Origin of the sequence: Corynebacterium sp. ACRPQ (genome assembly GCF_022347225.1) — a bacterium.
Lineage (GTDB): Bacteria > Actinomycetota > Actinomycetes > Mycobacteriales > Mycobacteriaceae > Corynebacterium > Corynebacterium tuberculostearicum_D.
The window spans coordinates 73,183-85,151 of sequence record NZ_JAKRNF010000002.1; the positions used below are offsets into that span (position 1 = coordinate 73,183).

Annotated in this window: 11 protein-coding genes; 3 read left to right on the plus strand and 8 right to left on the minus strand. The window is 63.2% G+C overall.

The window, feature by feature from the left end; all coding sequences use genetic code 11:
* Nucleotides 1–68 precede the first annotated feature (68 nt).
* A complete protein-coding gene (dnaE, locus tag MHY24_RS01880) occupies nucleotides 69–3,641 on the minus strand; it encodes a DNA polymerase III subunit alpha (RefSeq protein ID WP_239228156.1) in 3,573 nt (1,190 codons plus the stop codon).
* A gap of 27 nt (nucleotides 3,642–3,668) precedes the next feature.
* Here dnaE and rarD point away from each other — a divergent pair, with 27 nt between their 5' ends.
* Nucleotides 3,669–4,538, plus strand: a complete 870-nt coding sequence (gene rarD, locus MHY24_RS01885) for an EamA family transporter RarD (protein ID WP_239228157.1) — start codon at nucleotides 3,669–3,671, stop codon at nucleotides 4,536–4,538.
* Here rarD and MHY24_RS01890 read toward each other — a convergent pair.
* From MHY24_RS01890 to lspA, 5 genes are read right to left on the minus strand one after another with little or no spacing between them, the layout of a single operon-like run.
* Nucleotides 4,525–4,794, minus strand: a complete 270-nt coding sequence (locus tag MHY24_RS01890) for a permease (RefSeq protein ID WP_239228158.1) — start codon at nucleotides 4,792–4,794, stop codon at nucleotides 4,525–4,527. The two genes, rarD and MHY24_RS01890, sit on opposite strands and share 14 nt — an antisense overlap.
* A gap of 9 nt (nucleotides 4,795–4,803) precedes the next feature.
* Nucleotides 4,804–5,844: an HNH endonuclease signature motif containing protein gene (locus MHY24_RS01895; protein ID WP_239228159.1), complete on the minus strand. Its 1,041-nt coding sequence runs from the start codon at nucleotides 5,842–5,844 to the stop codon at nucleotides 4,804–4,806.
* Between the two features lie 60 nt (nucleotides 5,845–5,904).
* On the minus strand, nucleotides 5,905–6,441 hold the full coding sequence (locus MHY24_RS01900; RefSeq protein WP_204608393.1) for a hypothetical protein: 537 nt from the start codon (nucleotides 6,439–6,441) through the stop codon (nucleotides 5,905–5,907).
* Complete coding sequence (locus MHY24_RS01905) at nucleotides 6,438–7,364, minus strand: RluA family pseudouridine synthase (RefSeq protein ID WP_239228160.1); 927 nt, start codon at nucleotides 7,362–7,364, stop codon at nucleotides 6,438–6,440. Before MHY24_RS01905 ends, MHY24_RS01900 begins: the two co-directional genes overlap by 4 nt.
* The gene (lspA, locus tag MHY24_RS01910) at nucleotides 7,357–7,857 is read right to left on the minus strand and encodes a signal peptidase II (RefSeq protein WP_239228286.1); all 501 of its coding nucleotides are present in this window, start codon (nucleotides 7,855–7,857) and stop codon (nucleotides 7,357–7,359) included. Before lspA ends, MHY24_RS01905 begins: the two co-directional genes overlap by 8 nt.
* Nucleotides 7,858–7,889: 32 nt before the next feature.
* Here lspA and MHY24_RS01915 point away from each other — a divergent pair, with 32 nt between their 5' ends.
* Nucleotides 7,890–8,831 (plus strand): hypothetical protein, encoded by a 942-nt coding sequence (locus MHY24_RS01915; protein WP_239228161.1) that lies wholly within the window; start codon nucleotides 7,890–7,892, stop codon nucleotides 8,829–8,831.
* Here MHY24_RS01915 and MHY24_RS01920 read toward each other — a convergent pair whose 3' ends face one another.
* Nucleotides 8,832–9,482 carry a hypothetical protein gene (locus MHY24_RS01920; protein ID WP_239228162.1) on the minus strand — a complete coding sequence of 217 codons (651 nt, stop codon included), beginning with the start codon at nucleotides 9,480–9,482 and terminating at the stop codon, nucleotides 8,832–8,834.
* Nucleotides 9,483–9,590: 108 nt separating this feature from the next.
* Between MHY24_RS01920 and MHY24_RS01925 the strand changes: the two genes are divergently transcribed.
* Nucleotides 9,591–10,484, plus strand: coding sequence for an asparaginase (locus tag MHY24_RS01925; protein ID WP_204608389.1), 894 nt, complete (start codon nucleotides 9,591–9,593; stop codon nucleotides 10,482–10,484).
* Here the strand turns inward: MHY24_RS01925 and MHY24_RS01930 are convergent.
* Nucleotides 10,481–11,869, minus strand: a complete 1,389-nt coding sequence (locus MHY24_RS01930) for a DNA polymerase IV (RefSeq protein WP_239228163.1) — start codon at nucleotides 11,867–11,869, stop codon at nucleotides 10,481–10,483. The two genes, MHY24_RS01925 and MHY24_RS01930, sit on opposite strands and share 4 nt — an antisense overlap.
* Between the last annotated feature and the right edge of the window lie 100 nt (nucleotides 11,870–11,969).

Genomic DNA, 11,969 nt, shown 5'->3' on the forward strand with positions numbered 1-11,969 from the left:
TTTCCTCCATCGATATAGACTGTGCTGTCTAGATTAGTAGAGGGCGCCCGCCGCCGCCGAGTTTAAATTCAGCCTAATATGCCCGCGCCCATAGTGGCCTTAAGGTCACCCATGAGGTTGCCGGATCGCTCCACACGCAGGTGGTCGCCGAGGATCATGGTGGTGGACTCGGAGCCGTCGACAAGCTCGAGGTAGACATCCGACTCGCCCTGGTTCTTGAGCAGGACCTGCTTGAGGCGGGCAATATTTTCCATGGTGCACTGGTCCGTGCGCATGGTCAGGCGCAGCGGCAGGCCCGCGCCACCGCCCGGGCCGAGGTCTGGGACGCGGATATCGGAGCAGAATAGCGAGCGGCGCTCATCGCGAACCTTGACGTTCACGCGCGCGAGGATGATATTGTCCTCCACAATCTGCGGGGCGACGAGCGAGTACACCTTGTTGAATACCAGGATTTCCACCTGCGCGCCGTTGTGGTCTTCCACCGTGACAATGGCCCACGGCGAGCCATCACGCTTAGAGAAGCGACGGTCCACGCCCGAAATGATGCCGCCGATGATGAGCTCTTGGCCGTTATGGACCTCGTCGTTGAGAATCTTGGTCAGCGGGGTGTCAGTCTGCGCGGCCAGCGCCTCCTCGAAGCCATCGAGAGGGTGGCCGGAAACATATAGACCCAGCATTTCGCGCTCGAGGGCGAGCTCGTGTTTGCGATCCCAGTTGTCTTCTGGAATGTCCAAGGCAAAGGCGTTGGAGGCCGCGTCGTCCTCTCCCCCGCCAATTCCAGCGAAGAGATCGAACTGTCCCTTATCCGCGGCCTTCTTGGTGGTTTGCACCGCATCCACCGCGTCCTCGTGGATGAGCATGAGGCCCTTGCGCGGGTGGTTCAAGTCATCGAAGGCGCCGGCCTTAATCAGCGCTTCTGTCACGCGTTTGGTGCAGGCGGCGAGCTCGATCTTGTCCAGGTAATCGCTAAAGGAGGTAAACGCGCCCTTGTCGTGGCGGGATTTGATGATGGATTCCACCACTTCCGAGCCGACGTTGCGGATAGCGCCCATGCCGAAGCGGATATCCTCTCCCACCGCCTGGAAGTCCTCTTCGGACTCGTTGACGGACGGTGGCAGCACCTTGATGCCCAGGTGGCGGCAATCCGAGAGGTAGATGGCGGACTTATCCTTCTTATCGCCCACCGAGGTCAACAGCGCGGCCATATATTCCGGTGCGTAGTAAGCCTTGAGGTAGGCCGTCCAGAAGGACACCAAGCCGTAGCCCGCGGCGTGGGACTTGTTAAACGCGTAGGACGCGAAGGGCTCGATGGTGCCCCAGAGCGCATCCATGGCGGACTTGGAGTAGCCATTTTCTTGCATGCCGCCCCAGAACTTGTCGTACTGCTGGGCCAGCACTTCGGGCTTCTTCTTACCCATTGCCTTACGGAAGCCATCTGCCTCGCCGGCCGTGTAGTTGGCGACCTTCTGCGAGATACGCATGATCTGCTCCTGGTAGACGATAAGGCCGTAAGTCTCATCCAGGATTTCCTTGAGCGGCTCTTCCAACTCCGGGTGAATTGGAGTGATTTCCTTACGGCCGTTCTTGCGGTCCGCGTAGTCCCAGTGAGCGTTCACGCCCATCGGGCCCGGGCGGTAGAGCGCAAGGGAGGCCACAATATCCTTAAAGCCGGTCGGCTTCATGCGCTTGAGCAGCTCCTGCATGCCGCCGGAGTCGAGCTGGAAGACGCCCAGCGTATCGCCGCGTGAGAGCAGGTCATAAACCTTGGAGACCTTGGGGTCGTCGGCATGCAGCTGCTCCAAGTGGATTTCTTCGCCGCGGTTGCGCTTGATGTTTTCAATCGCATCGCCGATAACGGTGAGGTTGCGCAGGCCCAGAAAGTCCATCTTCAGCAGGCCGATGGCCTCGCACGCCGGGTAATCCCAGCCAGTGATATAAGCGCCGTCGGCCGGGCGCTTCCACATAGGAATGTGGTCCATGAGCCGGACCGAAGCCATAATCACCGCACAGGCGTGCACGCCCGCCTGCCTGACGACGCCCTCCAAACCCCGCGCCGTGTCATAAATCTTTTTCACATCGGGGTCGGATTCCACCATCTGGCGGACCTCGGCGGCCTCGGAGTAGCGCTCGTGGTCCGGGTCCGTGATGCCTTTAAGCGGAATGTCCTTGGCCATGATGGCCGGCGGCAGCGCGCCGTTGATGCGGTCGGCCATCTGGAAGCCGGGCTGGCCAAAGTGCACCTTGGCCGAGTCCTTAATGGCCTGCTTGGTCTTCACCGTGCCGAAGGTAATCACCTGCGCCACCTTGTCCTCGCCCCAGCGCTCGGCCGCATAGGTGATCATTTCGCCACGGCGGCGGTCGTCGAAGTCGATATCGATATCGGGTGCGGACGGGCGCTCAGGGTTCAAGAAGCGCTCGAAGAGGAGATCGTGCTCCAGCGGATCGATATTAGTAATGGTCAGCGCGTAGGCGACCAGCGCACCGGCCGCCGAGCCACGGCCCGGCCCCACACGAATGCCCACGGAGCGCGCGTGCTTAATGAGCTCGGCCACGATGAGGAAGTAGGACGGGTAGCCCTTCATCTCAATAACGGAGATCTCATACTTGGCGCGCTCGATATACTCTTCCGGAACGTCCTGGCCGGGGAAGCGCTTTTGCAGGCCCTCCATGACCTCGTGGGTGAGCCAGGAGGTTGGGGTGTGGCCCTCAGGGACGTCGGCAATAGGCATGCGATCGTGGGTGTGTTCTTCCCAGATCTCGCCGTAGTCCTGCACGCGCTCGGCAATCCACAGGGTGTTATCGCAGCCGTCTGGAATCATATCGTCCCAGGTCTCGCGCATCTGCGCGGCCGACTTAATGTAGTAGCCGGTGCCGCCGAACTTAAAGCGGTCCGGGTCCATGAACGTCTTGCCGGTCTGCACGCACAGCATCGCCTCATGCGCCGGCGCCTGGGACTCCAACACGTAGTGGCAGTCATTGGTCACCAGCGGCGGCAAGTCCAGCTTGCGGCCGATTTCTAGCAGGCCATCGCGCGTGCGCTTTTCGATGTCCAGCCCATGGTCCATCAACTCTAAAAAGAAGTTGTCCTTGCCGTAGATGTCCTGCCACATGGCCGCAGCCTCCAGCGCCTCGTTGAACTGGCCGAGGCGCAGGCGGGTCTGGACGTCGCCAGAGGGGCAACCGGTGGTGGCGATGATGCCGTCGGCATGCTCGGCGATGAGCTCGGCGTCCATGCGCGGCCACTTGCCCAACTGGCCCTCGTAGGAAGCCAGCGAAGACAAGGTAAAGAGGTTGCGCAGGCCGGTGGCATTCTCCGCGATCATCGTTTGGTGGAGGTAGGCACCGGACGCGGAGACGTCGTCGCGCTTTTGATCCGGCGTGCCCCACAGCACGCGCTTTTTATTGAAGCGGGATTCGGGCGCCATATACGCCTCGATGCCGATGATGGGCTTGACGCCGGCGCCGGTCATGCGGCGGTAGAAGGCATCAGAGCCATACATATTGCCGTGGTCGGTCATGCCGACGGCCGGCATTTCTTGGCGGACCACCTCGTCTGCCAGCATATCGACCTTGGCCATGCCGTCCAGCATGGAAAACTCGGTGTGGTTGTGCAGGTGGACGAAGGAGGAGTTTTTGGCCATGCGGCTCATCATAGCGGGGCGGTCAAAATGGGCTATTATTTTGTGATGCTCTACACGCTCGCCGCCTACATCATGTGGGGATTTTTCCCCGCGTTCTTTCCCCTGTTGCTGCCGGCATCGCCACTGGAAATCTTGGCTCACCGCGTGTTGTGGACCGCGGTGCTGGTCACGGGATTTTTGTTCCTCAGCGGCCGGTGGCGCGAAATGGCGCGCATGGACAAGCGCACGTGGGGTTGGCTTGCGGCCGCGGGTGTATTCATCACGGTCAATTGGGGCACCTACGTGGTGGCGATTAATAGCAACCACGTGGCCGATGCGGCGCTGGGGTATTTCATCAATCCCCTAGTGTCGGTCGCCCTCGGCATGGTGTTTTTGAAAGAGCGGCTCCGCCCGTGGCAGGCCGGAGCGGTGGGCGTTGCGGCCATCGCGGTGCTGTACTTGACGTTCTTTACCGGCCAAGCGCCGTACATTTCGCTGTTGTTAGCCTTCAGCTTCGGCTTTTATGGGCTGCTCAAAAAGCAGGTCCGGGTGTCCTCGGCCGTCTCGGTCGCGGCGGAGGCGCTCGTGATGTCACCGCTGGCGGTGGGCTACATCCTGTGGCTAGAAACAAGCGGCCAGGGCACATTCGCCAGCGAGGGCGTCGGCCATGCGCTGCTTTTGGTCAGCGCCGGCTTGACTACCGCGCTGCCGCTCCTCTGCTTTGCGGAGGGCGCACGGACGCTGCGCTTATCGACGATCGGAATGCTCCAATACCTCACCCCCATCATGCAGATGCTGTGGGCGCTCTTTGTCACCCACGAGCACTTTTCAACGCACCGCTGGATCGGCTTCGGCATCATCGGCGTGGCGGTGGCTATTTACGTCGCCGACTTGGTGCGCATGGCTAGGAGCGCCTAAGTTCCTCACGGGCAGCGCGGGCGCGGCGACGCGCCGCCTGTTCCTCTTCTGCGCGCAGCGCCCAACGCGGCATCACCACGACGAGAAAAATGCCATAGGCACATACGATCCCGGAAAACACCAGCGTCATCGAGGCGGCGCCGGTGACAAGGCCGATTAAAAGCGCGATGCCGGAAACCACCACCGCGACCCACGCGGCGATATAGCCAAATTTGTAGTTGGGCATCCACTGCGAAAAAGGCTGGCGTGAGGACATAGGTCTAGCCTACGCGGTGGTTGTATTCGCAGGCCCGGTATCGACAAGGTCCGGAGGGGGTGGATCCCAGGGGTTAACCCAGCGAACGCCGCGGGCGGTGCGCTCGAAGCGGCCATTGCGCGGCGGGCCGGTGCGATGGTCATCATTGCGGCCATTGTGATAGGCGCAGGCGGTGGTGAGGTTCTTCGCATTTGTCCACCCGCCGCCGGCCCAGCTGAAGATGTGGTGAACCTGGCACTCATCGGCAGGCTTATTGCATCCCTTGACCGGGCAGGTGGGATTTTCCGCCGCGGCCATCATGAACTGCTTCCAGGTGGCCCCACGGCGCATGCGGTACAGGTTCACTGGGCCCTCTACGGGGTGGAGCAGGGTGACAAATCCCTCCTCGGCAAGCGCGCGCTGGGCCAATTCAGCACCCGTAATCTGCGCGCCATTGGTCATGGTCAGCACCACATCGTGGCTGCCATGGGCCACGCCAACCAACTTATCCAGTGGCACCACAACGTTGGTGCGCACGGTTGCGGCGGCGCCGGTACCGGTGCGGAAGAAGGAGGCGACGTCGGCAAGCGAGCCGGCATGCTGGTGAAGTTCTGCAATCAGCGTAGAAGGGCCGGTGATAGACAGCGTCCACGGTTTTCCGGCGGAGCGGCGGCGCAACCGCACCCCCGGCTTGGGCTCCCGCGGCGCGCGCATCTCACGCAGCTTTTTGCGGGCACGCCTTTCCATCTCCCGCGTATCGCACGCGATATGGGTGAGCTCGGCGCGCAGGGCCCAAGCTCGGGCTTGCGTGGGCGCGCGCCGGGCATGCTTTTCGATGACCTCCAGCGTCGGCAGCGAATGCCGGTTGCGGCGGGCCCCGTCCACCGCGCGGCGTTGGCGGCGGCGAAAGCCGGTGGTCCCGAAGTAGACCTGCGCGAGCTGCGCAACGGATTCTGCTTCTGCATCGGGCATGCCAGCGGCGGTAAGGTCCGCGGCGGAGGCATCGGCGGCCTCGGCGAGGATGTCCATCGCCGAGTTGAGCGCCGCGATATAAGCCCGAATGTGTTCCATGCCCTCGATGCTAAAAGCACTGGGCGGCCACCGCGCGCCGCAGGGGCCAGGAGGGCGATATTAGCTGGGAGGGCGGATGGCGAAGCTGCCCCAGGCGGCGTCCGCGGGCGCGGGTTCGACGGCGGCGACGGAGGGGGTGGAGGCGACGTCGGCAAGCTGGGCGCCCGACCCCCACACCACGGCGGCGCTCACCGCGGTGGGGCGCTGCCCATAGGAGGCATCGATGCGGTCGAAGGCGCGTTGGATGACCGCGGCCCGGTCCTCGCCGGCGGTGGGTTCGGGGACGTCAATGGGGGCGGTGGAGCCGATCAGGATGGCATCCATGCGCGGGGCCGCGGCGACGGCGGCCGCAGCGGCTACGGGTGGCAAATCCTCGTCGAAGGTGACAAGGGCGTAGGCAGGCGCGTCCGGAATGTCGCTACCGGACACGCGCGCAATATACTCCGCGCGCGTCTCGCCATCTGGGCCGAGCTGGTCTCCTTGCACCTGCGAAGAAGCCTGGGTCCCTAAGGTGCCAAAAAGCGCGAGCGCGGCCAGGAAAAGCACCGCAAGCACCGCTAGGGCCGCTAGCCGACGCCGCCGGTAGACCTTCCTCATCCCCGCAGAACCTCCAAGGCGTGCTCGAGATCGGCCGGGTACGGCGCTTCAATCTCGAACCACTTGCCGGTGCCGGGGTGGGTAAAGCCGAGCTTTACCGCGTGCAGCCACTGGCGCTGGAGCCCAAGGCGCTTAGCCAGGTTTGGGTCCGAGCCGTACATTGGGTCGCCCACGCACGGGTGACCGGTGGCAGACATGTGCACGCGGATCTGGTGGGTGCGACCGGTCTCCAGGTGCACCTCGATGAGGCTGGCCTCTCGGAAGGCCTCGATGAGGCTGTAGTGGGTGACGGCCGCTTTGCCGTCGTCAAGCACGGCGAATTTCCAGCCCGACTTGGGGTGGCGGCCGATAGGCGCATCGACGGTGCCCTCGATGGGATCCGGCAGGCCCTGCACCACGGCGTGGTAGGTCTTTTTCACGCTGCGGTACTTAAAGGCATGCTTAAGCGCGGAATAGGCGCGCTCCGAAGAGGCCACGACCATCACGCCAGACGTGCCCACATCGAGGCGGTGCACGATACCCTGGCGCTCGGTCGGCCCGGACGAAGCCACGGTATAACCGGCCGCGCGCAGCCCACCAATCACCGTCGGCCCGTCCCAACCCACGCTGGGGTGTGCGGCCACGCCCACCGGCTTATGCACGCAGATGATATCGGCATCGCTGTAGAGCACGTCCATGCCCTCGACCAGCTCTTCGCGCGGCAGCAACGGCTTTTCTGGCTCCGGCAAAAGCACGGAGACCACGTTGCCGGAGGTCAACCGCTCGGACTTGCCCAGCTCTTGGGAATCGATGGTCACGCTGCCTTCGGCGCACAGCTGCGCGGTGGCGCTGCGGGACAGGCCAAGGAGCTTGGCCAGGGCGGCGTCGGCACGCATGCCTTCTAGGCCTTCAGGAATGGGGAAGCTGCGCATTTGCCTATTCATGCTCGGCCTTCCTTTCCTCCAGCAGCATGGCGATGATGAACAGCACCACGCCGCAGGTAATGGCCGCGTCCGCAATATTGAACACGGCGAAAGAGCCGACCGAAATATAGTCCACCACGTGCCCGAACCAGAAGCCGGGGGCGCGGAAGATGCGGTCGGCGAAATTACCCAGCGCGCCACCGGCGATGAGCGCTAGGCCCACCGCCTGGCCGGAGTGGGTAATGCGCGGGGCGGCAATGGCCACGCCGAGCACAAAGACCAGCTGAATGGTGGTAAAAAGCCACGTCGATCCCTCCCCGCCCATGGAAAAGGCGGCGCCAGGGTTAAAAAGCAGGGTAAACCGGAACCAGTCCCCAATGACCGGCAGGGGCTCGCCCTCCGTAAGGATGGAGAGCATTATTTGCTTCACGGCTTGGTCTACCAGCGCCACGGCGATGACAACCGCGGCGATAAGTCCTGTCTTGCTCCTTCGTTTTTGACTCACCCGCTCTATTCTAAACGGGAGCGTCCGGTATTTTGGTAAGCGTGTTTCGAGTCAAAGTTTTTGCAGCCCTGACCACAGCCGCCGTAGCGCTTACGGCGTGTTCCTATGAAAAGCCGAGACCCGCGGTAGAACAGCCCGTGGGCCTGACTATCGACGCCCCACGCGTCACCGTGGACAATCCCGGCACCGGGGAGAAAAAGCTCCTGGAATACCGGGATATCGACTCCACGCAGGACGTGAACTACCGCGTTACCGAGGGTTTTTCGCAGGACCTGCTCAAAAAGTCCGCGGCCGAGAAGTTTCAGGCCTCCGACGTCGAATCCACCACCACTACCCTGCCGCTATCGGCCAAGGTAGATAAGGCTAGCGAGGACGTTGAAGATCAGCTGCCCGCTACCCGCAATGCGTTCGTCACGGCTGGCTCCCCAGAATCGTCCGGAGACACCGATGTCTCCTCAGCCGAGGGATTTCAATTTGGCTGGCGCGGCCAAAATTCAGGCCAGATGAATTCCTTGCGCTTGGCCGCACCCCAGGACGCCACGGATGAAGCCCGCGGCGCCGTCGAACAGGCGATTATGAAGCTGACGGCCCTACCCGTGGTTTTCCCCACCGAGGAGATAGGCAAGGGAGCGAGCTGGACGGTGGATTCGCGCGTTACCGGCGAGTCCACCCTGCTGCAGACCACGCGCTATACGGTCGCTTCCATCGAGGGCGACCGAGTGAAACTAAACGTAGAGGTAGAACAGCGACCCTCGCTAGGCGCACTGTCCTTTGCAGGCCAAGCCCAAGGCACGGAGCTGGAGAACAAAGAGCTCAAGGTTTTAGATTCCAGCACCAAGTCCAAGGGCAGCATCACGGTGGATTTGAGCAAGCCGCTGCCCGTAGACGGTGACGTATCTTTCGACACGAAGGTCATTTATGGTGCCGCCGGCTCGGAGCTGCGCGTGGTGCAGTCGAGCCTGACGGAGCTGAACTTTTCCTAGTTACTCGGCCGGGGCTTCCACAGGAGCCTCTGCCGGGGCCTGCTCGGCACCGGCAGCGGGGGCATCGCCTTCCGCGGGGGCACCTTCACCCTCGGCCGGAGCCGGGGCGGGTGCGAAGGCACCGGCGCCGGTGTCCGCGCACATTTCTGGAACCTGCTCCGGCGGCACCGTGTTTTGGATGAGCGTGCAAGCCCACGCCTTGGAAAGCTTCCAAGTGCCATTTTCATACACAAACTCCACTTCTTCCGCGGTCGGCTGCTGAACGTCATCTTTGGTGAAGTTCACAGTGGTAAGCACGGACTGCGGGTTATAGCCCGGCAGTACCGGATCGACGACCTCAAACTCGGCGCCGGATTCCTGCTTGGACTGGGTCATGGTGTCAAAGATTTCCGGTGCGGTCTCGCCGCCCTGCACGGTGGCGGTCTTTTCCTGCTCAGAAGCGTTTGGATCCGTGGCCTTGGCCAAGATGGCGTTGAGGTCCGCCGGGGACGGCAGCGCTGGGGCGGCGGAATCGCCGTCGGAAGAGGCGGATTCCTGCGCCTCGGTGTTGGTGGCGGCGGTATCGTCCTGCTCGTCGTCGGAAGAGCAGGCGGCCAGGGCGGTGGCCGCGGTCAGTGCGAGGCACGCGGCGCTAAACTTGCGGAATTTCACTTCTAACTCCTCACGTCTGGGTTCTAAACTCCCATCAGTTTACAGCTGCACCAGCCTTTTCCGGGCTGCGCCCGCCGCGTGGGCGGAGATTTCTTTAACCTTGAGTGCATGACCCGACTTGCTTTGATCGCCACCGGCGGCACGATCGCGTGCACCACCGTGGCCGATGGTTCCCTGGTTCCCACAATCTCCGGCGCGGACCTTGCCGCTGAAATCGACGCCGAGGTAGTGGAGTTTCGCCAGCTCGACTCGTCCTCTATTACTTTGGCGGACCTCGATGAGCTCATTGCGGTGGTCAATGAGCACACCGCGCGCGAGGACATCGGTGGCGTGATCATCACCCATGGCACCGACTCCATGGAGGAAACCGCGCTGGCGTTGGAGATTTTCTGCGCAGGGGCAAAACCCATCGTGCTTACTGGAGCGCAGCGCGCCTACGATCACCCTGCGGCCGACGGCCCCACCAATCTGCGCGCTGCCCGCGAGCTAGCGGCCAGCGGGCGCCCTGGGGTTTTCCTCTGCTTTGGCGGCGAGACCATCCCGGCGCGCGGTGCGCGCAAGCGACACACCAGTGACCTGCGCGGGTTTGAGTCGCTGCCGGTTCCTGGCACCACCCCGCGTTTGCATCCTGCCCCGCTGGCGTCGCAGCGTATCGAGATCATCCCCGCCTATCCGGGAGCGGGGCGCCTGCTGGTCGACGCCGCCGTAAACTCCCCCACCACCGGTCTCATTGTGGAGGCCATGGGCTCGGGAAACATGGGCGAGGACATGGGCCGCGCGCTTGCCGACGCCCTCCACGCCGGCCTCCCCGTCATCATTTCTACCCGCACACCCTATGGCCCGACGGCGCTGGCTTACGGTGGCGACGGCGGTGGCGCGAGCCTGGGCAAACGTGGCGCCATCAACGCCGGATGGTTCCGCCCGAGCCAAGCGCGAATCCTGCTCGCGGCGGCGCTGGCCACCGGTACCGATCCGGCAGAGCTTTTTGCTCAGGAGGGCTAGTCCTCGCTGGTCAGCCAGTCTTGCCAATCCAGTGAGTCGAGCGGGTCTGCCGGCACGAGCGCGGGATCATTAGCCGCGAAGGATTTGGTGCGGCCGGGACCCGTGGCGCGGGTTTCAAAGCGCACGCTCACTACCCCGTGGCCAGCGCCTTGAATCCAACCGTGGCCGTAGTCGGGGTGGAAGACGTCTTGCGTTGCGTGCCACTGGTTATCGGTTTCTTCCTCCACCGTCACCGTAGGCGCTGGAATGGCCGGTGTTGCGTCGTCGCTCACCCCCGTCTCATAGTCCGTATCCGCCGGTGCAGGGCGCACTATTTCGCGGTCGAGCTCCGGAAAAAGCACGTCTTGGCGAGCGGCCTCCAGGCCGGAATAGCTCACCCCTACCAGGCGGATGGGCCCCAGCTCATCGGGGTAGCGGGCAAGCTTGAAGGCGGCGGCGGTGAGCACGGCGGCGTCGTCAGTCGCATAAGGCAAGGTGGTCGAGCGCGATTCGATATGAAAATCCGCCATGCGCAGCTTTACCGTTACGGTGCGCGCGCCGCGCCCGTCCTTAAGCAGCCGGCGGTGAGCGCCCTCCGCCGCGCGAGTGATGGCTGCATCGACCTCAGGGGCGGTCTGCAAGTCTTTCGGGTAGGTGTGCTCGGTAGAAATCTGTTTAGAAATAGCGCGCGGCGCCACCTCACGGTCATCAATGCCGCGGGCCAGCCGCCACAGCTGCAGCCCCACCACACTGCCGATAGAAATCTCTACTTCCTTGCGCGTCATCGCCGCCAGCTGCCCAATGGTCTCGACGCCGATGGACTTGAGCTTCGCGCCGGTCACCGGGCCGACTCCCCACAGCTTGTTCACCGCAAGGGGGTGCAGCATTTCTAGCTGGCGCTCCGCCGGAATAACAAAGGTGCCGTCGGGCTTCGCCTCGCCGGAGCCAATCTTGGCAAATTGTTTGCCCGAGCCCGCCCCAATGGAGCACGGCAGACCCGTCTCTTCCCGAATGAGCGCGCGCAGCTCATCCGCCCAGCGCTTGACCTCCTCCGCGCTCGCCCCTTCCAGGGCGGCGGGTTCCATAAAAGCCTCATCGATGGAAAGCTGCTCGATAACCTCCACGTGTTGCGCGATGATGCCGAAGACGCGCCGCGAGGCCGCCGCATACACCGCCCGGCGCGGCTGCACTACCACCGCGCGAAGTCCAACAAGCTGCTGCGCGCGGTACATCGGCATGGCCGAATGCGCACCGTACACGCGCGCCTCATAGGAGGCGCCAGCCACCACGCCGCGCCCACTGGTACCACCCACCAAGACGGGACGCCCTTGCAAGGTAGGCCGGGTCAGCTGCTCGACGGAGGCGAAAAACGCGTCCATGTCGATGTGTAGAACCCAGCGTTGCATGCGGACCAGTCTAATAGGCGCGCTCACGGGTGCACTCCTGGGTGTTTGCGTGCCGTTAATTAAAGCTTTTATTTCTTTCCATCTCCACGTCACCCACATG